Raw genomic sequence first — 21,807 nt, 5'->3', positions numbered from 1 at the left:
AGAACCGGGTGCGCATGACGATCCGCCATGTATCCGTGATCGGCGCCGGTGCCTGGGGCACGGCGCTGGCGCTTATTGCGACACGCGGCGGCTGCCGCGCGAAGCTCTATGCCCGCCGTCCGGAACTGGCGGCAATGCTTCAGGCGACGCGGCGCAACAGCGACTATCTGCCCGGAATCGATCTACCGGCCGAGCTGGCGATCGATGCCGATTTCGCCACGGCACTGCAAGCCGATGCCGTGCTCTATGCCCAGCCGGCGCAGCATTTCCGCGCCTTCTGCGCCGAGGCGCGGCCGTTCTGGCGCGAGGGCACGCCGCTGGTGCTCTGCGCCAAGGGGATCGAGCAAGAAAGCGGATTGCTGCTCCATGAGATCGCCGCCCGGGAATTGCCGGCGGCCCGCATCGCGGCCCTCTCCGGTCCCAGTTTCGCGATCGACGTGGCGCGCGGCCTGCCGACCGCGGTCGCCATCGCCGCCACCGATGCGGCCCTCGCCGAGGCGCTGATGGAGGCCCTCAGTCACGGCGCCTTCCGCCCCTATGGTTCGGACGATCTGGTGGGGACAGAAATCGCGGGCGCCGTGAAGAACGTCTATGCCATCGCCTGCGGCATGGCGATGGGCAGCGGGCTGGGCGACAATGCCCGCGCCGCGCTCATCACCCGGGGCCTCGCGGAAGTGACGCGCCTGGCCCTGGCCAAGGGGGGACGCGCCGAAACGCTGATGGGTCTGGCCGGTCTTGGCGATCTGGTCCTGACCTGCTGCGGCGCGAAATCGCGCAATATGTCCCTGGGTGTGGCACTTGGCGAAGGCAAAAGCCTTGCCGAGGTGCTGGCTGCGCGTAAAAGTGTGGCGGAGGGTGTGACCACGGCGCCGGCGGTGCTGGCGCTGGCCAGCGGGCTGGGCATCGAGATGCCGATCGCGGCGGCGGTCAACCGCATCCTCCATGGCGGCAGCACGCTTGCCGCCGAGGCGGAGAATTTGCTGGCACGGCCCCTGAAGCGCGAGAGCGCGGCCATGGTTTCGGTTCGGATTTGATGGAAAGGCGATCGGCATGAGCGTCACGATGGACAAGATCCTCTGTGCGACCGACGGGTCGGTGGCGGCGGCCAAGACCGTGGCCTTCGCCGTCGAGCTGGCGCAGCGCCTGGCGCTGCCGCTCAGTTTCATCACCATCACCGATCCCAAGGAAAATCCGGCCCCGCTGGTCTGGGATTCGGCATCGATCCAGGCCGGCAATCTGCCGCCGGACAAAGCACTGCTGAGCGCCATCGAGGTGGCACTCAAGGCCGGCCATCGCCGCGTCGCCGCCGTGCGGGCGCCGGGCGACGACATCGCGCGGACCATCGTCGATTACGCCGAGAAGAACTCCTACCACCACATCGTCACCGGCTCGGCCGGGCGGACCGGGGCGGCGCGGCTGCTGATCGGCTCGGTCGCCGCCGACGTCGTCACCTATGCCCATTGCCCCGTCACCGTCGTGCGGTGACAGGTTACAGGCCGTCACCGTCGTGCGGTAGGCGGCTGAAGGCCGGCAACCGAGTCACCCGGACAAGCGGTTGGGACATGGGTGGGACACATAATTGTCATTGCCCGCCCATCAATTTCCGGTGGATTTGCCGGCCGGCTTGCCCTATATCGCGTTACATCTGCAACAGCCGGAAGGCTCGTTCGATGTGCAACCTTAGTCTCCGACGACGATCACTGACCACCGCTCACGGCATGGCCGGGCGGGTGGCGGTATCGGCTGTGCGCGAGGCATAGGATTGCCGGGTGCCGGGAAGTTTTCCCGCGCGCACCCCAAGGATCCGAAGCGGAAGCAGGCCGATACCCATGGCCTGCTCTCACACAAAATACCGCTTACGCCCAAAGGATCTCATCGATGAACCAGTCGCTTGCCTTCAAGTCGCTTGCCTTTACCATCAAGCCTGAAACAGCCGCGCTTGCCGCCGGCGTCGAGCAATTGCTCGATGCGGTGTTCGGGCGGGCGCGGTTCGACAAGGCTTCCTACCTCTACCGCGTCGGCGTCGAGCCGGTCCGGGAACTCTCCTATATCGCCCAGCATCAGGGCGAAATCGTCGGCACGATCCGCTATTGGCCGATCACCATCGGCGCCGAGGGCCATCAGGCCCTGCTGCTGGGGCCGCTCGGCATCACGCCGCGCCTTGCCGGCAAGGGCATCGGCCGCACGCTTACCTTCCGCACCCTCGAAATCGCCGCCGAGATGGGGCATGACCTCGTTCTGCTGGTGGGCGATGTCGATTACTACAAGCGCTTCGGCTTCGTGCCGGCGGCCCCCCACGGCTTCGTCATGCCGGGCGAGACCCGCCCGGAACGCCTGCAGGTGGCGCCGCTGAAATCGGGCGTCCTCGGCCGGGTGAGCGGCGAGGTCAGGCATGTGCACGGCCTGGAACCGGCCGCCATCGCCAACGGCATCCAGAGCCCGCTGGCCGCGATCTTCGCCGCGGCCGCCCCCAGCGCCAGCCCGGTCGCGCTCGACCGGCGCTAATCCCCGAAGCAGGTCACCAGGACGGTGATGGCGGCGATATGGTCTTCCATATCCGCCGCCTTCGCCACCTCGCCCGGCGGTTGCGTGCGATAGGCGATCTTGTGCTCGTCGAGGAAGCTTTTGACCGTGTCGAGACGGATCGCCATGCCTTCATGAGCGCGTTTGGGCGCAGTCTTCTTGACGATGCCGGTGACCGGCAGAGCCGCGAAGACCACGCCGCGCACCAGGCCACTATCGTCCAGCAGCGGGCCGCCGCTATTGCCGGGATTGATCGTGTTGGTGAGCAGCCAGTAATCCGCCGTCTCCTTGCCGAGATCGCGCGAGGATTTCTTGCCCTCGGTCACCACGAAAGTGGGATCATCGGTGCCGATGCCGGGATAGCCGCCGGTCAGGAGCCGGTCCTCGGCCCCGATCTCGGGCGATGTCGCCAGCAAGGCCACCTCGCCGACCTGGATGCCGGTTCGCAGCACCGCCAAATCGCGCTCGGCATCCTTGGCGACGACCTTGGCCGGGATGCCGGGGGCGACGCTCATGCGCTCGCAATGTTCGACCACATGTTCGTTGGTGAGAACGACGCCTTCGCCCAGCACGATGCCCGAGCCCGAGCCCAGGATGTCGCCCATCCCGCCGTCATTCTCGTCGATGGCGAGGGCGCTCATGGCCGCGCGCCACATCTCGCGCGGCTCGGCCGTCTTCAGCCGCAGCAAGGCGGCCTGGGCCTCGGCATTCTTGTTCAGCGCCGCGCGGGCATACCAGGCCATCGCCCAATCGAGGGTCCGCGTCTTTTCGGAGAGGCGGCCCATGGCCAATTGCGCCTGGGCATGCCCCTTGTTGGCGGCATCGCGATAGCGGTTCTTCGCCTTCATCGAATCCTTCGACTGGCCGATGCCGAATTCGTAAACCAATCCCGCCATGTATTGCGAAAGCGCGTCGTCGCTCGCCTCGGCGGCGGCGAGGCAGGCCTTGGCGACGGCGCCGGGATCGGCCCCGTTGCGCAGCTTGCCGTCCAGCGACAGCGACGCGCGGCAGGAATCGCCGGCATCGGCATGAAGGGTGAGCGGGAAAGCGGCAAAGACGAAGAGCATCGGTAGCAAGGAAACCCGGAAGCGACGCGACAAGGCCAGCCCTCCCAAAAACGCTGCGCTGGTTCAATTCTATGTCGCAAGCCGGGGGCGGCTGCAATCTTTCCGATCGGTCGCCCAGAGAAAAAAGCGACAGAAAAAAGGCGGCGGGTTGCCCCGCCGCCACTCGCAGCACAACCGGCTAAGCTGATACGCGTCGCCAGAAATACCGCCCAGCGACAATCGGCGCCCCGATCAGAGACACTTGCCAGGCGATACGCAGGCATGCCTCCCGGTCGGAGGAATGTCGGATCATGCAGCAGAAGGCGAGGATTGGGCACAGGAATGCCACGGCGACCAGGAAACCGAGCATCGCACGCAAATGGGAAGCAGCCAGTTCTCCGACCGACATTTCGATGGCAAGGTTCGGCAGGCCCAACAGCAGGAACGCCCCGATGAGTGCAAGAAAACCGCTGGCCGCCAATCCAGCAGAGAGATTCATCGCCCGGGCGGCCAAGGATGATGACGTCGAAGATGGCGCGTTCCCACCCAACCACGCCGCCAAGGTAACCCGCATGCCTGTCAGGAAAACGCCAATCACGGACATCAAATAGGCGACACGCAAACATTCTTCGCGGGAAGCTGATCGTCGGATGATGAGCAGCAAAGCAAACGGCACGCAAAGGCCGCAAAAGACAATCAGCAAGCCGGTGATCATCCTGAGCGATTCAACGGCCGATTCCGAAGCAACCAGATGCTTGGCTGCCATCAGGAAATTTACGACCAGGAACATGGCGCCGAGGGCAAGCGCAAGACTCAACAACAGACCAATGAGGATGTTGATCACGCGGTCGATCATACCGACTTTAGCCGGCAAATCTGATCCTGACCGTTCAACATTGCTTGGCATGCGGCCCGTCTCTCGTCGGGTGAGTTCGCAGCATGAGCCTCACGTATCTCGCCTGCCGCGAACCGCCCATTGCAAAAAAGGGGCGGCAGGTTGCCCGGCCGCCCCTCGTTCCCGCAAGAGTATACAGCAGATCAGCCGAGATGCATCCAGACGGATTTGGTCTGGGTGACGGTGGTGAGTGTCTCGAGGCATTTGTCGCGGCCCATGCCGGATTGCTTGAAGCCGCCCCAGATCGAGGTCATGTCGCCGTGGTCGAAGCAATTGACCCAGACGATGCCGGCCTCGATGTCGCGCGCCGCCTTGTGGGCGAGGCTGACATCCGAGGTCCAGATCGAGGCGGCGAGGCCATAGATCGAATCATTGGCGATCTCGATCGCCTGTTCGACCTTCTTGAAGGGCAGGATGGTGCCCACGGGCCCGAACACTTCCTCCTGGGCGATGCGCATCTTGTTGTTGACGCCGGTGAAGAGGGTGGGCGCCACATAGCAGCCCTTTTCCAACCCCTTGGGCACCGCGCCGCCGAGGGAGAGCTTGGCGCCTTCCTTCTTGGCGATGTCGATATAACCCAGCACACGCTTCTGCTGTTCCTTGGTGACCAGCGGACCCATGGTGGTGGCAGGGTCCAGGGGATCGCCGGGGCTGAAGCTGGCCTTGGCCTTTTCCAGGAACTTCTCGACAAAGGCGTCGTGGATCTTGGCATCGACCAGGATGCGCGAGCCCGCATTGCAGACCTCGCCCTGATTGCCGTAGATGCCGTTGACCGCATATTGCGCGGCCATGTCGAGATCGGGGGCGTCCGCGGTGATGATCTGCGGTGTCTTGCCGCCGCATTCGGTGGTGACGCGCTTCATGTTGGACTGGCCGGCATAGACCATCATCAGCTTGCCCACTTCCGTGGAGCCGGTGAAACCGATCTTGTCGACATCCATGTGGAGCGCCAGCGCCTTGCCGGCTTCTTCGCCGAGGCCCTGGACGACGTTGAGCACACCCGCCGGGCCGCCCGCTTCCATGAACAATTTGGCGAGCAGATTGCCCGAGAGCGGCGATTGTTCGGCCGGCTTCAGGATGACCGAATTGCCGGCTGCCAGCGCCGGGGCGATCTTCCAGGCAGCCATCATGAGCGGATAGTTCCACGGCACGATGCAGCCGATGACGCCCAAGGGCTGGCGGAGGATGTAGTGGAATTCGGAAGACGCGGTCGAGGTCACCGTGCCCTCGATCTTGTCGATCGTCTCGCCGAAATACTGGAAGGTCATCGCCGCACCCGGGATGTCGATGTTCAGCATTTCGCTGATCGGCTTGCCCATATCGGTGGAATCGAGGAGCGCGAACTGAAGCGCGTTTTCGGTGATGAGCTGGCCGAATTTGTAGATCACGGTCATGCGGTCGCGCGGCGCCATCCTGGACCAGATTCCCGATTTGAAAGCCTTGCGCGCGGCCTTCACGGCAAGATCGACATCGGCGGCGTCCGAGCGCGCGACCGAGGCAATGACCGCGCCAGTTGCCGGGTTGATGGTCTCGAACTTCCGGCCCTTCTTGGCGTCGACGAATTTGCCGTCGATGAAGTTGCGCGTTTCGAATTTCAGCTTGTCGGCGTATTTCCGGAACGATTTTTTGTCGAGTTTCTTCGCTTGATCGAGATTCATGATCGTCACTCCCTTGATGGCGGCCGGGCCCGCGACGTCCGGGGCTTGCGGCCCTGATTTGGCTATCGGCTTATCACCGTATTTTTTGGCCAGCCTTGGCTCGGTCCTGTTTATAGCATTGCCGCATTTGAGGCCGCTAGAGCGGCCCGGCTGCATGTTGCCTTGCTCGATGTCGCATTATGTCGCGGCCCGTTCTGCCGAACTACTCCTTTGGGGATAGCCGCCGGGCTGGTATATCATCGCCATTATCGGGCACGGCCCTGTCAGGACATATAGATGCGGCAGATCATCGAACGGCTGAGTTTCCGGAAAGTGCTGGTCTTCGGCATCGTCGGCGGTCTGGCCAGTGCAACCTATGCCGTCCTCCTCTATCTCTGCCTGGAATTTCTGCGGCTGCCGGTTTTCTGGGGATCCGCCATCGCCTTTGCCATCGCCATCCCGGTTTCCTATTTCGGCCACCGGCGGCTGACCTTTCAATCCACCAATCTGGTGCCGGCGGAAATGGCGCGATTCATTACCGTTCAGATCATCAGCCTGGCCGCGACCTCGGCCATCGTGCATCTGGCTGCCGGCTATTTTGCCTCGGCTTTCGTCCTCAAGGTCGTGGTGGCGGTCGCCACGGCGCCGGTCATTTCCTTCATCCTGTTCGAGCTCTGGGTCTATCGCCCGCGTTAGACGGCCTCTGCAGCCCGCGCCGCCCGTTCGCGCGCGCGGATGCGTTCGCGGTGCGCGGTATAGATGCCGGTCGCGATGATGATGCCGGCGCCGATCCAGGTGGTGACCACGGGAAGGTTGCCGAACCAGAGATAGCCGATCGCCATCGCCCACAGGAGCTGCAGATAGATGAAAGGGGCGACGATCGAGGCCGAGGCGAAGGAGAAGGCGCGGATCACCAGGGTATGGGCGAAACCGCCGGTGATGCCGAGGGCCGCCAGCAGCAGCCATTGATCCCAGCTGGGCATCTGCCAGACTAAGGGCAATAGCAGCGACAGGCCAAGGCACCCCACCAGCGCCGAATAGAAGAGCGAGGTCGCGTTGCCGTCATGGCGTGCCACGATGCGGGTGAGCACGTTGTAGCAGGCACCCGTGCTGGCCGAGAGCACCGGCAGCAGCACGGCGGGATGCGCCATGCCGAAACCCGGCCGGATGACGATGAGGACACCGATGAAACCCACCACCACCGCGGCCCAGCGCCTGACGCCCACCATTTCCTTCAAGAGCAGGAAAGAGAGAATGGTGATCGCCATCGGTTCGACGAAGGCGATCGCTGTCGCCGTGGCGAGATCGATATAGGAGACCGCCCAGAAGAACAGCAGGGTGGTCGCCAGCATCAGCAGCGAGCGCAGGAACTGGAGGCCCGGCCGGCGCGAGCGCAGGGAATTGCCCCAGCGCTGCGACCAGGAGAGCGGCGAGATGTCCTTGCCGCCGCTGAGATGCGCCGCCACCGCCGCATAGATAAGGGCGAAGGCGAGATGAAAGACATAGCGGCCCCAGGCCACTTCCAGCACCGGCAGCTCGTGAGAGAGATGCTTGACGATGGCGTTGAAGACCGAGAACACCATGCCGGCGCCGACCAGGCAGAGGATGCCGTAAAGCGGCCGGTCGGCGGCGATCTGTTTTTCCCCGGCGGTAAGGGCCCGCGCGGACAACACTGGCGGGATCGGCGCCGGGGCGGGATCCGGAATCAGCGGGCGGCCATCCGCCGAATTTGACTCACTCACGATGCAACCGTTCCCGCGCCACCTGCTCGATGCGCGCCTTCAATCCCGCATCCTGCTGCAGCAGGAGATTGAAATCCCGCGCCCGGAGGGCGAGCAGCTTGCAATAGCCGAGCGCCACCACATCGGCATTGCGCGGCTGGCCGGTGAGGAGGGAAAGCTCGCCGAAGAAATCGCCGCTGCCCAGTTCCACGTCACCCGATTCCAGGATGACGCTGGTGGCGCCCGAGGCGACGAAATACATGGCATCCCCCCTGTCGCCGCGCCGCACGATATGGGAATCCGGCACCGCGAGCTGCGGCCGCAGGAGCTTGGCGATCGCCTGCTGGCGCGCGATATCGAGATCGCGGAAGATCGGCACGCGCTGAACGAGGTCGATGGCGGCGAGTTCGGTATCGAGCTTGGGCCGGGCATCGAGCCCGGTCCAGTGACTTTCCAGTTCCGCGGTGAGATCCCGCGCCACCTCGCCGCTGATCACCAGATTGGCAGCCAGCGCGCGATAGGCGCTGGATTCACGCTGCCGGCCGAAACGCCCCAGGATCTGCAATTGCAATTCCCTGGCATAGGTCGGGTATTGCAGCTTGAGTGCCTGGAGGGCGGCGTCCACCGCGGCGATGCGCTCGGCGGTCATCTCGATGATCTCGCCGGTCGCTTCCTCGCCGATGAGCGGCTGCAGGCGGTCGCGGCAGAAGGGCACCAGACCGGAGAGCACCTGGCGCTGCACGGTCAGGAACTCGAAGCGGTCGGCAAGGGCTGCGGCCAACGGCCGTTCCAGCCCCAGGCGGCGCTGCAGGCTGAGCGCCCAGCGGAAGCCCAGGGTGAAATCGAGGCTGCGTTCCGCCGCCGCCTTGTAGCCGCGGCGCCCTTGCGCGCGCACCGCTTCGCGGAGGCGCTGGGCTTCCCGCAGCAGCAATTCGGCGATGCGCCGGTCGACGATGCGCGCATTCAGGAGTTCATAGCAGCGTTCGGTCTCGTGGGCGGCGGCGACGGTGAGGCCCACCTTCACCATCTCGTCCGACATCAATTCGATGCCGCGCTGGGCCCGCGCGCGCGCCACGGCGAGGCGCGCCTGGATCTTTGCCAGGGCGGCATCCGCCGCCTCGCGATCCACCCCCTCCTGGCGTGACATCTCCTCCAATTCCCGGGCGATGTCGGCAAGCGTCATCAGCTTGGCCCGATCGCGCACGCCGCGCGCCACCGGGTTGAGGCGGTTGAGGCGGAAAAAATTGACCAGAGGTCGCAAGCTGATGCCGTTGACGATGAGGGTTAGCAGCACGAAACCGGCAACCGCGGTGCCCACGAAATCGCGCAAGGCTGCCGGCAAGGCGGTGTTCTCGACCACCGCCAGGGCGAGAGCCAGCGAAATGGCGCCGCGCATGCCGCCCCAGACGATCACCGTCTTGATGCGATTGTTGATGCGGCTCATCAGGCCCATCTGCGTGAGGACCGGCATGATGCCGAACACGGCCAGCGCGCGCGCCACCAGGGTCGCCAGAAACACGGCGCAGATGAAGCCGATTTCCTGCAGCGTGGTTTCCTCCATGATGCTGGGAATCAGCATGGCCGCCAGAAGGAAGATGAGGGAATTGGCCCAGAAACCGAGCTGCGACCACACACCTTCGATCTGCTCGAAGGTGTGTGTGTTGACCCGGGTCTTGCCGATCGAGCCCAGGACCAGCCCGGCGACCACGCAGGAAACGACGCCGGAGACATGGAAGTAATGTTCGGGGACGACGAAGCTTAAGTAAGCAAGCGCGATGGTAAGGGTAGTCTCGGCCTTGGGCCAGCCACCCAGCAGGGGGAAGAGCGCGCAGGCGGCGCGGCCCATGATGAAGCCGGCGACGCCGCCGCCCAGGAAGCTCTTCAGGAAATTGAGGATCGTGGCGCCGAAACCGGCCTGCCCCTCGCCCAGCAACATCGGCAGGAGCAATGCAAAGAGCGCGATCGCGGCGGCATCGTTGAGCAGGCTCTCGCCCTCGACCAGGGTGGTGAGTCGTTTGGGGACACCGACCTCGCGGAAGATGCCGATCACCGCCGCCGGATCGGTGGTGGCGACGATCGAGCCCAGCAGCAGGCAGGCGACCAGGCCGAAGGGCGAGACGAAGGAAAGCGCGAAGCCGACGGTGAGGGCGCAGATCACCACCGCGAGCACCGCCAGTGTGAGGACCGGCGCCAGATCGTCCAGGAGCCGCCGGACGTCGATCGTGATCGCGGTTTCGAACAGCAGCGTCGGCAGGAAGATCAGCAAGAAGGCCTCGGACGAAATCTCGATGCTGGCCAGGGCCTCGATGATCTCGTGGAGCGCCGGCGAGGAAAAATTGAGGTCGGGGCGCAAGGTGATGACGAGGCCGAGGCCCAGGCCGACAAGGGCGAGAAGAACGGAATAAGGGAGCCGCAGCCGCGCCGCCAGCGGCGGCAGCAGGCTCATGAGGCCCAGCAGGCTGACCAGCCCGAAAACCACAAACCCGATGCTAGTCATGAAGGCGGGGCACCCTTTGCCGGCCGGAAGAGAGACGAAGCGGCCCTCCTTATAGCCCAGGAACCGGGCCTGGGTCCAAAGCCGAAGCGGGGGTCCGGTGATGGGAGTCACAGAAGTGGATTGGGCGCTCGAGCATCATTTCCCTCCCCCTTCAGGGGGAGGGCAGGGTGGGGGCATGCAGGTGAAGATTGGTGCCAACCCATGCCCCCCTCCCGACCTCCCCCCTGAAGGGGGGAGGGGCAAAATGCCTTTGCCATCGCTTGACAAGAATCGGTCCCGACCGCCATCGGTGGGCATGCGCATTCTGGGACTGACCGGTTCGATCGGGATGGGGAAATCCACCGCCGCCGCCATGCTGCGGCGGCTGGGCCTGCCGGTTCATGATGCCGATGCCGCCGTCCATGCGCTGCTGGGGCCGGGCGGGCGGGCGGTCAAGGCCGTGGCCGCGGCCTTTCCCGGGGTGGAAAGCCAGGGGGTGGAAAGCCTGGGGGTGGAAAAGGCGGGCGCCATTGACCGCAAGGCTCTGGGAGCCCGGGTCTTTGACCGCCCCGCCGAGATGCGGCGGCTGGAAGCGATCCTGCATCCCATGGTGCGGGAGGCGGAAGCCGCCTTCCTGCGGCGCTGCCGCGCCAGCCGCCGGAACCTTGCCGTGCTCGACATCCCGCTCCTTTACGAAACCAGCGGCGAAAGACGCTGCGATGGGGTGGTCGTGCTGACGGCGCCACAATTTCTGCAAAAACAGCGCGTATTGAAGCGGGCGAATATGAGCGAAGCGCGCTTTGCCCAGATCCTCGGCCAGCAGATGCCCGATGCCGAAAAACGGCGACGGGCCGATTGGGTGGTGGAGACGGGGCTGGGGCGGCGCCCAACCCTGGTGGAATTGATGCGGGTGGTACGGCGGATGCGGAAGAACAAGGCGTCATGATCGGCGTGTTCGATTCCGGCCATGGCGGGCTCACGATCCTTTCGGCCCTCGCCCAGCGCCTGCCCCGGCAGCGTTTCATCTATCTCGGCGATCATGCCAACGCACCCTATGGCGCGCGCGATCCCCAGGCGATCCTGGAATTGACCCGGAACGGCGTCGCCGCCCTGTTCGGCCTCGGCTGCACGCTGGTCATCCTCGCCTGCAACACGGCGGCCGCCATCGCCTTGCGGCGGTTACAGCAGGAATGGCTGCCGGAGGCCTATCCCAATCATCGCTGCCTCGGCGTGCTCGTGCCCATGATCGAGGAGATCGCGCAAAATCCCTGGCATGCCCTGGCGGGGCCGGCAGATTGGCAACGTACGCCGGAGACGCTCGGCGTCTTTGCGACACCAGCCACCGTTGCCTCCGGTGCCTATCTTCATGAGGTAGCGAAGCGCGCGCCCAAGCTCCGCGTCTTCCAGCAGGGCTGCCACGACCTTGCCGGGCTCATCGAGGCGGGGGCGGAGGAAGCCGTTCTGGGAGAGAGCATCCGCGGCCATGTCGCGGCCTTGATGGCGCAGCTGGATGGGGCGCCCCTGGATTCCGTGGTGCTGGGCTGCACGCATTATCCGCTGGTCGAGCATCTGTTCCGCGCCGCTTTGCCCGAGGCCACGCGCATCGTCTCGCAGCCCCAGCGCACGGCGGAGGCCTTGACCGCCTATCTCTTCCGCCATCCGGAGATGAAGAGCTTCGGCCCGCTTCCCGCCCCGATCCGCTGCTACACGACCGGCGATCCGGCGCGCGTCTCGGCGCTTGCCAGTACTTTCTATCGGGGGCATCTTGCCAGCGAGCCGCTCAGCTTCGAGCCCCTGCCCCATCATGTCATCGGAATGCGCCAGCATGCGTGAGATCGTCCTCGATACCGAAACCACCGGCTTCGATCCCTTGACCGGCGACCGGCTGGTGGAAATCGGCTGTCTCGAGCTCATGAACCACATCCCGACCGGGCGCAATTTCCACCGCTATCTCAACCCCGAGCGGGACATGCCGGAAGCGGCCTTCCGCATCCATGGCCTCTCAACCGAGTTCCTTGCCGACAAGCCCAAATTCGCGAGTCTCGCCGAGGATTTTCTGGCCTTCATCGAAGATTCGCCGCTGGTGATCCACAACGCCGAATTCGACATGAAGTTCATCAATTACGAACTGGAGAAAGCCGGCAAGAAGGCCGTGCCGATGCAGCGGGCGATCGATACCGTGATCATGGCGCGGAAGAAGTTCCCGGGCTCGCCCGCCTCGCTCGACGCCTTGTGCAAACGCTTCGGCATCGACAATTCCAACCGCACGCTTCACGGCGCGCTCCTCGATGCGCAGCTCCTGGCCGATGTCTATCTGGAATTGCTGGGCGGGCGGCAGACCGGCCTCACTTTGGGTGCCGAAGAAACCACGACCGCGGGCATGAACTTTGCCAAGCGCGCCACGCCCAAGGGCGACCGCCCGGCCCGGCCACCCCGCCCGCATGCGCCGAGCGAAGAAGAACTGGCAGCGCATGCCGCTTTCGTCGCCAAGCTCAAGGATTCGGTCTGGCTGCAGTGACGAGCAGTTCTTGGCCGTCATGGTCCGCGAAGGCGGACCATCCACGAGTTTTCATCAGGCGCAGCAAGGCAAGTCGTGGATCCTCCGCCTTCGCGGAGGATGACGAAGATTTTTTCTCGAAAACACTATTCCTGCGGCGCAAACGGATCGTAAGTGCCGAAGGACCAGAGATGCCCGCCAGGATCGCGCACGGAATATTCGCGGGCGCCATAGGGTGTGTCGGCAAGCGGCCGTTCGATCTTCGCACCCGCCGCCTGGGCGCGGGCGTAATGCTCGTCGATATCGGTGATTTGGACATAGACACCCTGGCGCTCGGTGGTCCAGGGATTGGTGGGATCGGGTTTTCCCATCGAACCCAGCATGATCATGGCGCCGCCGATCCTGAGCTCGGCATGAGCCACACCGCCCTTGTCATCGGGCACCACCATGTGTTTCGAGAAGCCGAAGGCCCTGCCCAGCCAATCGATGGCGGCTGGGGCGTCGTCATATTTCAGGGCCGGAAAGATCGCGGCGGATGCGGATGTCTCGGTCATGGCTGCCTCCTTGAGGAACGGTTTCGGCGCGCAGTCTAACTTTCCCCGCTCCCGCCTTCTTGGACGAATTTCCCGCTCAATGGGTGGCGGGCCGACTGGGCAAGGCCGCCAGATATTCGCCCGGCGTCGCCCGCGCGAAATCGCGGAAGTCGCGGTTGAAATGCGCCTGGTCATAATAGCCGGCGATAACGGCAAGTTCCGCGAGGCCGCGGTCTTTTGGCCGCTCCAGCAAGGCCAGCATGCGGTTGAAGCGGCAGAGCCGGGCGATGGTCTTGGGCGCCAGGCCGATCTCGGTTTGGAAACGCGCGATGAGCCGCTTGCGGCTCCAGGCGAGGTCATTGGCGAGGGCGCCGATCTCCACACTGCCATGGCTGCGCTGCAATTGCTGCAAGGCGAAGGAAATCTCCCGGCTGGCCGCGCGGTTGCCGAGTTGCGACAGCAGGAAATGATCGACGATCTGAAAACGCGCTTCCCAATCCGGCGCGTGCCGCAAGCGGTCGATGAGTTCATCACCCACCGCGCTCAGGAGTTCCTCGAAGGCGATCGTGCGATTGGCAAGCTCGGCCATCGGGCGGCGGAAAAGGAGATGCGCGCTGAGCGGCGTCAGATTGATCTGCAGGCAGACGGCATTGCCGCCGGATAGGGTGGTGGCGATGCCGTCATGGAGGCCGGCCGCGAAGGAATCATAGGCGCGCGGCGTGCCCCAGGGCATATCCGGCGCACCGATCTCCCAAAGCGGCCCCAGATTGAGGATGACCGGCACCATCACGATGGGAAGCTGTGGCCGGAAGATGGGTGCCTCGGCCCATTCCTGCCAGCCCTGGTAATCGCCGACGACATGGTTGCGGAGACGGGGATCGGGCGTGGCGAAGAACGCTTCCCAGCGAGAGCCGGGTGCTGCACCGGTCATCCGGCGCAGGCTCGCCATCAGAACCCGTCCTCCACCACGATCACATGGAGACGCTTGGGGCCGTGGGCACCCATCAGCAGGATCTTGCCGATATCGGCGCTGCGCGAGGGACCGGTCACGAAATTGATCGTGCGCGGCATGGCGCCGTCGGGACCGCGTTTCACGCGCGCCAGGGCATCTTCATAAGTGCCGACGATCTGGTCCTTCGCGATCACCACGACATGCTGGTCGGGGAGGAAATGAAGCGTGGTCGGCGTATCGCCGGAGGATTGCAGTACCATGGTGCCGGTTTCCGCCACCGCCGCCACGGCGGGTGTCACACTGGTGGGGTCGTCGCCATGGGAGCGGCCGCTGGAGGTTTCGAGCAGCGGGACCTTGTCCCAGGGAATATTGGCGATGCGTTGATCGGGGGCGAGGCGGATGCGGGATTCGGCATTCTGCGCGGCGAGATAACGTGCGACCGCCGCCGGCACATCCTCGGTCGATTTCACCTCGTCGAGCGTCGCCTTGGCGTTCAAGAGCTGTTCCCGGAAGAGCGCCACCACATCGACACCCGGCGCCGTGGCGCGGGCGGGGATCAGGGGCGTCGGCTTCGTCGGCGCCGGCGCACCCGCACGGCGTTCCGCCTGCCGCGCGATGCCGGCGCGGATGCCGGCCAGCATGCGCTCGCGACCGGTTCCCGTCATGATCCGTTCCTCGCGCGCCATTGGTCGTGGAAGGTGCGGCCCTGCGGTGCCGGGAGGTCGCGGAATTGGGTCCAGCCGCCGGCCAAAGGCACGCTTTTGAGGCGCCCGCGTTTGCCGGCCATGGCGGAGAGAACCCGTGCAGCGACGCGCGTACCAAAGCGATAGAGCAGCGGTCGCCTGGCGAAGAAGGCCCAGAAGCGGATGCCGGAGCGTTCGGCCTGCGGTGCCAAGGCATGTTCGAATTCGCGTTCGCGCCAGTGCCGCAACATCTTCGGAATGGGAATCCGCATCGGGCAGACGGATTCGCAACGCCCGCACAAGGTCGAGGCATTGGGCAGGGGCTTCGCGTTCTCGATGCCGATGATGGCGGGATTGAGCAGCGAACCGATCGGGCCGGAATAGACCCAGCCATAGGCATGGCCGCCCACGGAATGATAGACCGGGCAATGATCGAGGCAGGCGCCGCAGCGGATGCAGCGCAGCATCTCCTCGAAATCGGACCCGAGATAGCCGGAGCGGCCATTGTCGATGAGAATGACGTGAAATTCCTCCGGCCCGTCGAGATCGCCGGGGCGGCGCGGTCCCGCCGAGAAGGTCGTGTAGACCGATTGCTCCTGACCGGTGGCCGAGCGCGCAAGGACGCGCAGCAGGGTCATCGCGTCCTTGAGGCTGGGCACCACCTTCTCGATCGAGGCCAGCACGATATGGATGCGCGGCAGGGTTTGCGTGAGATCGCCATTCCCTTCATTGGTGACGATGGTGGTCGCACCTTCATCGGCGATGAGGAAATTGGCGCCGGTGATGCCGACATCGGCCTTCAAAAACCCCGCGCGCAATTTCGTGCGCGCTTCCGCCATCAAACTGGCGGCGTCATCGAGATTGCGCTGGGGATCGAGATCCTGATGCGCCTCGCGGAAGGTTTCCTCGACCTGCGCCTTGGTGACATGGAGCGCCGGGCCGATGATGTGGCTGGGCGTCTCGCCGCGCAATTGGATGATGTATTCGCCGAGATCGGTCTCGATGGGCTCGATGCCGTTCTTTTCCAGGAAATCGTTGATGCCGATTTCCTCGCCGATCATCGACTTGCCCTTGGTGACCGTCTTGGCGTTCACCGTCCGGCAGATCTCCAGCACCTTGGCGCGGGCGCTCTCGCCATCCGGACACCAATGCACATGGCCGCCGCGATCCTTCACCGATTGCTCGAACTGGATCAAATATTGATCGAGATGGGCGATGATGTGGTTTTTGAGATCGCGGCCGATATCGCGCAGATCCTCGAATTCGGGGAGCTTGGCGATGGTGTTGAGCCGCGTGTGGATGGAATGGTTGCGGGCGATGCCGAGCGCCTCCTGCAGGGGCGCGTCCTTGAGCGCGCCGTGGGCGTTGCTCTTGAAGGCGTTGGCGGTGGGGGTCATGCTCATCGGCGTTCTTCCCCGATCGCCGGCGCGTCGGTCATGCCGGCCAAAACCTCGGCCACATGGCGCACCTCGATTCCGGAACCGTCACGTTTCAGTTTGCCGGCGAGGTTCATGAGGCAGCCGAGATCGCCGGCGAGCAATAGATCGGCGCCGGTCGCGTTGATCGTCTCGACCTTGCGCGCCGCCATGGAATTCGAGACCTCGGGGAACTTGACGCAGAAGGTGCCGCCGAAGCCGCAACAGGCATCGGTCTCCGCCATCTCGGTTAGCTTCAGCCCGTCGACGGCGCCCAGGAGATCGCGCGGCGCCTGCTTCACCCGCATCTCGCGCAAGGACGAGCAGGAATCGTGATAGGTGCAATGCGCGCCGAGCACCGCGCCGAAATCGGTCTTGCCGCATTGTTCGGCGAGAAACTGCGTGAGCTCGTAGACCCGGTCGGCCAGGGATTGCGCCCGCGGTCCCCAGATTTTGTCGTCGGCCAGGAGTTCCGGATAGTGATGCTTCAGCATGCCGGCGCAGGAGCCCGAGGGCGCCACGATGAAGGGATAGCTCTCCAGCGCCGCGATCGTGTTCTGAGCAATGGCGCGCGCGGATTGGCGGTCGCCGGAATTATAAGCGGGCTGGCCGCAACAGGTCTGCGCATCCGGGACGGAAACGCGGCAACCCGCCGCTTCGAGCAGTTTCACCGCGGCAAAGCCGATGCTGGGGCGAAAGAGATCCACGAGACAGGTGACGAAGAGCGCGACATGGCGCCCTTGCGCCTCGGCTGAGCCACGATTGGGCTGGCTGGACAAGCTGGTACTCACTTCAAGCTGCTGACGACATCGATGACGTCGAGAGTTTTGCGCGCCGCCGCGGTCACTGGCAACAGGAGAAACCAGCGGCCGGGATTCTTCATGGCGCCGGCGAATTTCAGCGCCTCCTCGCCGCTGCCCCAGAAGAAATCGCCGCGCACCGGCCCCTTGATGGCCGAGCCGGTATCCTGGGCCAGCATCAGGCGCCGCAGCGGCGAGCCGCGCTTGATGGCGCCGTGATCGACCGGCCAGGTGGTATCGAGCCAAAGCGGCAGCCCCAGGGGCACGAAAGCGGGATCGACGGCGAGGCTGCGCCCGGCGGTGAGCGTCACGCCCATGGCACCCACGGGGCCATCCTTCACCTCGCGGAAAAAGATGAAGCGCGGATTGCGGTTCATCAATTCCTGCGCCCGGTCGGGATTGGCACGTAGCCAGGCGCGGATCGTCTGCATCGAGGCGGAATCCCGGTCGATAATGCCTTCCTCGATCATCAATTTGCCGATGGCAACGAAGCCGTGGCCGTTATTGCCGGCATAGCCGATGCGCATTTCCCCGCCATCGTTGAGCGTCACGATGCCGGAACCCTGGACCTGCAGGAAGAAGGCGTCGACGGGATCCTTGAGCCAGAGGAATTCCAGGCCCTGCCCTTTCAAGCCGCCGGCTTCGATCTCGGCACGGGTAAGCGTGGTGCCGCCCCTGGGTGATGCGTAGAGCGGATAGCGATGAAGCGCATCGGGCGCCCGCGCCGCGTCGATCTCGGCCTCGTAATAGCCGGTGAACAGGCCGGCGCGGCCGCGATCATCCTCGGCCATGAAGGGGACGAACCAGCGCTCGAAAAAGGCGCGCGTCGTGGCGGGATCGGCCTTGGGAGCCAGATCGCGCGCGGCGGCGCAGGGCGCCTGCCAATCCCGGGCCAGGCCACCCAGGGCCTGCGGCCCGATCGCCTCGTCCGGCGCGCGCTTCGCGAGCGCCTGGCAGGTTTTCAGGAAAGCCGGCAGGGTACCGGCGAAATCATCCTCGCCCCAGCCGGGCAGCGAGGCATAGGAAGCGGGTTTGAGCTTGAGACCCGCCGGCACATCGGGCGGGGTGCAGGCAGCGAGCGAGAACAGCGCAACCGCCACCGCGATGCGACGGATCATGGCTGGACGGCGTTGTTCCCCCGCTCTTCCCCGCATCCCCTCGGTATTTCCCCTGACAATATTTTTCCATTGATCCCCTCCCCCCTTCAGGGGGGAGGTCGGGAGGGGGGCATGGGTTCGCACAATCTTCACTGCAATGCCCCCACCCTACCCTCCCCCTGAAGGGGGAGGGGAAAACAAATCGGCGATCAGGCCGGGCTCTGCGTCGCCACCAATTGCCAGTTCGGGTCGCGCGAGGTGGTGTCGCGGGCGAAGGTCCACAGATCGACCAGGGTATCGACGCGGGCGGGATCGCCCTCGATCACCTGGCCGCTCGCATCCTCGGTGACGTCGATCTGCTCGCTGGTGATTTTCAGCGTGACCTGCGCCTGTTTGTCCTTGAGTTCGGCATCGGCGATCTCGACATGGGTGATGCCGACCAGATTGGTCTTCAGGCGATGGCCGGCATTGCGGCGCGCCTCGATGGCGGCGGCGAAGCTTTGATAGACGTCGGCGCCAAGCAACGGCTGCAGGGTCTTGGTATCGCCCTCGGCAAAGGACATCAGGATCATCTCGAAGGCGATCTTGGCACCGGCCACGAAATCGATCGGGTTGAAGCTGGGATCGGCCTTGCGGATCGCCTCGAGGCCATCGCGCAGGGATTCCGGCGCCGCGGCGATCTCGGCTTCCAATTGGCGGCGGTCACGAGGCTGCATGGAGGCACCCGGGCCGGCGGCGGGTTCGGCGCGGGTCTCCACCGGCCGGAGATGCGGGCGGGCTTCGGGACGGCCCTCGGGACGGCGGGTGCCGATCTGGATCGGCGCGTCCGGTTCGTCGCGATCGATCGTGCGGCCGCGCTCGCCCTTCTTGGTTTCGGGCGGATTGGGGCGCGCAAAGGGATCGATCTGGCGCTCGTGACCAGTCCGGCGGCCCAGGATGGAATAGAGCTTCCAGCCCAGGACCACAGCCACGATGGCGAAGAAGACGATGTCGAGATGCTGCAAGAGCGGTAATCCTTGTGAAACGATCTCCGGTGGCGGTCGTTGCCGGCGGGGGTCCGCTGGACCGGCCAGCCACCATGCGCTAAAGCCTTGATCCGGCATTCTACATAGGAAGCCGGCCGGATGTCAGCAAGTCTGGCACCCATCTGGCACCCATCTGACGCCGGCCGGTGGCGCGGGAATTGCTCGGTTTTTCGGATTCGGGAGGACAATTGGGCGTGATTATCGAGAGAATGGGACGATGATCCGGTTGCTGACGGTGCTCATCCTGCTTTTGCCGCTGCTGGAGATCGCCGGATTCGTGGTGATCGGCGGCCGGATCGGCCTTGGCCCCACCCTGCTTTGGGTGCTGGCGGCGGCCCTGGGCGGGATCGGGCTCATCCGCCAGGGCGGGCTCAATGCCGTCACCAAACTGCAAACCGCCATGAATGAGCGGCGCGAGCCCGGCCACAGCCTGATCGACGGCGCCGTGATCGTGATCGCCGGGTTGCTGCTGGTGGTGCCCGGCTTCGTCAGCGATTTCCTGGCCCTCTTCCTGCTGCTGCCCTGGACGCGGAATTTCCTGCTGCGGCGCATGGCGCGGCATTTCGAGACGCGGGTCTATCGCGGCCAAGGTGCGGGAAGCCGGGGACCCGGTGCCCGGACCACCACCATCATCGAAGGCGAGTTCGAAGTGGTGGAGCCGGCAGCAGATGACGGCGAAACGCCGGAAAAAGACAAACGCCCCGGCGGCTGGCGCAAGCCGCCGCAGATCATCGACCAATCGGACGACCAGACATGATCCTCATCCGCCACGGCCAATCGGAATTCAACGCCCATCACGACCGCACCGGGCGCGACCCGGGCATTCCCGATCCCAAGCTCACCGCGCTGGGCAAGCGGCAGGTCGCGGAATCGGCGGCACGCCTCAAGGACCACCCCATCGCCCTGAAGCGGGTCTGGGCCAGCCCCTATACCCGTGCCATCGAAACCGCCGAGATCGTGGCGCGCGTGCTCAACCTCCCCATCGAGATCGAGCCCCTGGTGCATGAGCGCGCCTTCTATCAATGCGATATCGGCAGCCCCCGGAGCAAACTGGCCGAAGCCTGGCCGGCGCTGGCCTTCGATCATCTGCCGGAAGTCTGGTGGCCCAATCTCGACGAGACGCATGAGCAGGTCGAATTGCGCTGCACCCGTTTCCAGGCCCGCGCCGCCGCCTTGCCCGATTGGCAGCATGTGGTGGTGGCGAGTCATTGGGCCTTCATCCTGCAACTGACCGGCCATTCGGCGCAGAACGCCGAATTGGTGCCCTACGATCCCACCCGCCAGCGCAAGGCGCAGCGGGTCGGGTAATACCTGTCTTGGCACTCCCCATCCTCACCACCGAGCGCCTCACCCTGCGGCCGATGCAGCGGGAGGATGCCGCTGCCCTGCATCCTTTTCTCTCCGACCCCGCGGTAATGCGCTATTGGTCGACCCTGCCGCATACCGAGATGGCCGAGACGATCCGCTGGGTGGAACTGAGCCTCGGCGAAGGGGCGGCGGGCCGCGCCCATGATTATACCGTGCTGCTGGGCGCGCGCGTGATCGGCCGTGTCGCCTTCTGGCAGGGTGACGAGATCGGCTTCTTCTTCGATCCCGCCTTGTGGGGCCAGGGTTATGCGCGCGAGGCGCTCGACGCCTTCTGCGCCTTCGGTTTCGATACCCTGGGCTTCACCGAGATCCGCGCCGATGTCGATCCCGATAACGGCCCCAGCCTGCGCGTGCTGGAGCGCATCGGCTTTCTCCGCACCGGCTTTGCGGAAAAGACCATCGAGATCGGCGGCAAATGGTTCGACAGCGTCTATCTGACGCTGCGGCGCTAGAACGTCTCGACCCAGGGGCGGAGGTCGAGTTCCTGGGTCCAGGCATTGCGCGGTTGTTTGTGGAGGGCGAGATAGCTGGCGGCGATGGCCTGGGGCTGCAGGTATTTGTCCTCTTCGCCCGGATCGCGGCCGCTGCGTGTCCCGGCGATGCCGCCATCGATCACGATGTGTGCCACATGGATGCCCTTGGGTCCAAGCTCGCGCGCCAGGCTCTGCGCCAGGCCGCGCAAAGCGAACTTGCCCATGGCGAAGGGCGCGGAACCCGCAAACCCCTTCACCCCGGCGGTGGCGCCGGTGAAGAAGATCGAGCCCTTGCCGGCTTTGAGCATCAACCGCGCCGCCCCCTGGCCGGTGAGGAAGCCAGCGAGAGCATTGTTGCGGAGCGCCATCTCGACTTCCTGGGGATCGATCTCGGTCACCGGGCCGCGGGCGCGGTAGCCGGCATTGAAGACCACCAGTTCGGGAATGCCGAAATCGCGCTCGACCACCGCGAAGAGCCGGTCGATCGCCACGGAATCTCCAGCGTCGCAGGCCATGGCGCGGGCACCGAGTTCAGCCACCAGGGGCGCCAGTTTGGCGATATCGCGGGCGACCAGGACCAGTTTCATGCCATCAGCGGCACAGGCCCGGGCCAGAGCGGCGGAAAGGCCCGATCCGGCACCGACGACGATCGCATAACGGCTCATA

Annotated in this window: 23 protein-coding genes; 10 read left to right on the top strand and 13 right to left on the bottom strand. The window is 65.0% G+C overall.

Annotated features, from left to right (window positions below):
- Nucleotides 1-8 precede the first annotated feature (8 nt).
- From ACE3PR_RS08340 to ACE3PR_RS08330, 3 genes are all read left to right on the top strand, one after another.
- Complete coding sequence (locus ACE3PR_RS08340) at nucleotides 9-1,034, top strand: NAD(P)H-dependent glycerol-3-phosphate dehydrogenase (protein WP_374370436.1); 1,026 nt, start codon at nucleotides 9-11, stop codon at nucleotides 1,032-1,034.
- Nucleotides 1,035-1,050: 16 nt separating this feature from the next.
- Nucleotides 1,051-1,485 (top strand): universal stress protein, encoded by a 435-nt coding sequence (locus ACE3PR_RS08335; protein WP_374370433.1) that lies wholly within the window; start codon nucleotides 1,051-1,053, stop codon nucleotides 1,483-1,485.
- Between the two features lie 393 nt (nucleotides 1,486-1,878).
- Complete coding sequence (locus ACE3PR_RS08330) at nucleotides 1,879-2,505, top strand: GNAT family N-acetyltransferase (RefSeq protein ID WP_374370430.1); 627 nt, start codon at nucleotides 1,879-1,881, stop codon at nucleotides 2,503-2,505.
- Here ACE3PR_RS08330 and ACE3PR_RS08325 read toward each other — a convergent pair.
- The 3 genes from ACE3PR_RS08325 to ACE3PR_RS08315 all read right to left on the bottom strand — a co-directional run bounded on the left by ACE3PR_RS08325 (nucleotide 2,502) and on the right by ACE3PR_RS08315 (nucleotide 6,122).
- Nucleotides 2,502-3,623, bottom strand: coding sequence for a trypsin-like peptidase domain-containing protein (locus tag ACE3PR_RS08325; RefSeq protein WP_374370427.1), 1,122 nt, complete (start codon nucleotides 3,621-3,623; stop codon nucleotides 2,502-2,504). The genes ACE3PR_RS08330 and ACE3PR_RS08325 overlap by 4 nt on opposite strands.
- Before the next feature lie 145 nt (nucleotides 3,624-3,768).
- Entirely contained in the window at nucleotides 3,769-4,425 is a 657-nt protein-coding gene (locus ACE3PR_RS08320) for a hypothetical protein (RefSeq protein ID WP_374370424.1), read from the bottom strand.
- A 182-nt stretch (nucleotides 4,426-4,607) separates the two neighbouring features.
- Nucleotides 4,608-6,122, bottom strand: a complete 1,515-nt coding sequence (locus ACE3PR_RS08315) for an aldehyde dehydrogenase (protein ID WP_374370421.1) — start codon at nucleotides 6,120-6,122, stop codon at nucleotides 4,608-4,610.
- 276 nt (nucleotides 6,123-6,398) lie between these two features.
- On the opposite strand from ACE3PR_RS08315, the gene ACE3PR_RS08310 reads away from it, so the two are divergent.
- Nucleotides 6,399-6,797 carry a GtrA family protein gene (locus ACE3PR_RS08310; protein ID WP_374370418.1) on the top strand — a complete coding sequence of 133 codons (399 nt, stop codon included), beginning with the start codon at nucleotides 6,399-6,401 and terminating at the stop codon, nucleotides 6,795-6,797.
- On the opposite strand, the gene ACE3PR_RS08305 is transcribed toward ACE3PR_RS08310, so the two are convergent.
- Nucleotides 6,794-7,843 (bottom strand): DMT family transporter, encoded by a 1,050-nt coding sequence (locus tag ACE3PR_RS08305; RefSeq protein ID WP_374370415.1) that lies wholly within the window; start codon nucleotides 7,841-7,843, stop codon nucleotides 6,794-6,796. The genes ACE3PR_RS08310 and ACE3PR_RS08305 overlap by 4 nt on opposite strands.
- Nucleotides 7,836-10,319, bottom strand: coding sequence for a cation:proton antiporter (locus ACE3PR_RS08300; protein WP_374370412.1), 2,484 nt, complete (start codon nucleotides 10,317-10,319; stop codon nucleotides 7,836-7,838). The genes ACE3PR_RS08305 and ACE3PR_RS08300 overlap by 8 nt, the downstream gene beginning before the upstream one ends.
- A 295-nt stretch (nucleotides 10,320-10,614) precedes the next feature.
- Here ACE3PR_RS08300 and coaE point away from each other — a divergent pair, with 295 nt between their 5' ends.
- From coaE to dnaQ, 3 genes are read left to right on the top strand one after another with little or no spacing between them, the layout of a single operon-like run.
- Complete coding sequence (gene coaE, locus ACE3PR_RS08295; protein ID WP_374370409.1) at nucleotides 10,615-11,244, top strand: dephospho-CoA kinase; 630 nt, start codon at nucleotides 10,615-10,617, stop codon at nucleotides 11,242-11,244.
- Complete coding sequence (locus ACE3PR_RS08290) at nucleotides 11,241-12,131, top strand: glutamate racemase (RefSeq protein WP_374370406.1); 891 nt, start codon at nucleotides 11,241-11,243, stop codon at nucleotides 12,129-12,131. The genes coaE and ACE3PR_RS08290 overlap by 4 nt, the downstream gene beginning before the upstream one ends.
- Nucleotides 12,124-12,816 carry a DNA polymerase III subunit epsilon gene (gene dnaQ, locus ACE3PR_RS08285; RefSeq protein WP_374370403.1) on the top strand — a complete coding sequence of 231 codons (693 nt, stop codon included), beginning with the start codon at nucleotides 12,124-12,126 and terminating at the stop codon, nucleotides 12,814-12,816. The genes ACE3PR_RS08290 and dnaQ overlap by 8 nt, the downstream gene beginning before the upstream one ends.
- 125 nt (nucleotides 12,817-12,941) lie before the next feature.
- Here dnaQ and ACE3PR_RS08280 read toward each other — a convergent pair whose 3' ends face one another.
- The 7 genes from ACE3PR_RS08280 to ACE3PR_RS08250 all read right to left on the bottom strand — a co-directional run bounded on the left by ACE3PR_RS08280 (nucleotide 12,942) and on the right by ACE3PR_RS08250 (nucleotide 19,279).
- Entirely contained in the window at nucleotides 12,942-13,349 is a 408-nt protein-coding gene (locus ACE3PR_RS08280; protein ID WP_374370400.1) for a VOC family protein, read from the bottom strand.
- Between the two features lie 76 nt (nucleotides 13,350-13,425).
- Nucleotides 13,426-14,277 (bottom strand): helix-turn-helix domain-containing protein, encoded by an 852-nt coding sequence (locus ACE3PR_RS08275; RefSeq protein ID WP_374370397.1) that lies wholly within the window; start codon nucleotides 14,275-14,277, stop codon nucleotides 13,426-13,428.
- On the bottom strand, nucleotides 14,277-14,945 hold the full coding sequence (locus ACE3PR_RS08270) for a lactate utilization protein C (protein ID WP_374370394.1): 669 nt from the start codon (nucleotides 14,943-14,945) through the stop codon (nucleotides 14,277-14,279). Before ACE3PR_RS08270 ends, ACE3PR_RS08275 begins: the two co-directional genes overlap by 1 nt.
- Nucleotides 14,942-16,360 (bottom strand): LutB/LldF family L-lactate oxidation iron-sulfur protein, encoded by a 1,419-nt coding sequence (locus ACE3PR_RS08265; RefSeq protein ID WP_374370777.1) that lies wholly within the window; start codon nucleotides 16,358-16,360, stop codon nucleotides 14,942-14,944. Before ACE3PR_RS08265 ends, ACE3PR_RS08270 begins: the two co-directional genes overlap by 4 nt.
- Before the next feature lie 2 nt (nucleotides 16,361-16,362).
- Nucleotides 16,363-17,169: a (Fe-S)-binding protein gene (locus ACE3PR_RS08260; RefSeq protein ID WP_374370391.1), complete on the bottom strand. Its 807-nt coding sequence runs from the start codon at nucleotides 17,167-17,169 to the stop codon at nucleotides 16,363-16,365.
- Nucleotides 17,166-18,296: a murein transglycosylase A gene (locus ACE3PR_RS08255; RefSeq protein ID WP_374370387.1), complete on the bottom strand. Its 1,131-nt coding sequence runs from the start codon at nucleotides 18,294-18,296 to the stop codon at nucleotides 17,166-17,168. Before ACE3PR_RS08255 ends, ACE3PR_RS08260 begins: the two co-directional genes overlap by 4 nt.
- Nucleotides 18,297-18,484: 188 nt before the next feature.
- Nucleotides 18,485-19,279, bottom strand: coding sequence for a Tim44/TimA family putative adaptor protein (locus ACE3PR_RS08250; RefSeq protein WP_374370384.1), 795 nt, complete (start codon nucleotides 19,277-19,279; stop codon nucleotides 18,485-18,487).
- Nucleotides 19,280-19,517: 238 nt separating this feature from the next.
- On the opposite strand from ACE3PR_RS08250, the gene ACE3PR_RS08245 reads away from it, so the two are divergent.
- The 3 genes from ACE3PR_RS08245 to ACE3PR_RS08235 are packed head-to-tail and all read left to right on the top strand — an operon-like array spanning nucleotide 19,518 to nucleotide 21,120.
- On the top strand, nucleotides 19,518-20,057 hold the full coding sequence (locus ACE3PR_RS08245) for an FxsA family protein (protein WP_374370381.1): 540 nt from the start codon (nucleotides 19,518-19,520) through the stop codon (nucleotides 20,055-20,057).
- A complete protein-coding gene (locus ACE3PR_RS08240; RefSeq protein WP_374370378.1) occupies nucleotides 20,054-20,608 on the top strand; it encodes a histidine phosphatase family protein in 555 nt (184 codons plus the stop codon). The genes ACE3PR_RS08245 and ACE3PR_RS08240 overlap by 4 nt, the downstream gene beginning before the upstream one ends.
- An 8-nt stretch (nucleotides 20,609-20,616) precedes the next feature.
- Complete coding sequence (locus ACE3PR_RS08235; RefSeq protein WP_374370375.1) at nucleotides 20,617-21,120, top strand: GNAT family N-acetyltransferase; 504 nt, start codon at nucleotides 20,617-20,619, stop codon at nucleotides 21,118-21,120.
- Here ACE3PR_RS08235 and ACE3PR_RS08230 read toward each other — a convergent pair.
- Nucleotides 21,117-21,806, bottom strand: coding sequence for an SDR family NAD(P)-dependent oxidoreductase (locus ACE3PR_RS08230; RefSeq protein ID WP_374370372.1), 690 nt, complete (start codon nucleotides 21,804-21,806; stop codon nucleotides 21,117-21,119). The genes ACE3PR_RS08235 and ACE3PR_RS08230 overlap by 4 nt on opposite strands.
- Nucleotide 21,807 lies beyond the last annotated feature (1 nt).

The sequence above is a fragment of the Dongia sp. genome (assembly GCF_041909655.1).
Classification (GTDB): Bacteria; Pseudomonadota; Alphaproteobacteria; order Dongiales; family Dongiaceae; genus Dongia.
The sequence above is the reverse complement of the archived record's forward strand: the minus strand, read 5'-3'. Positions and strand labels throughout refer to the sequence as shown.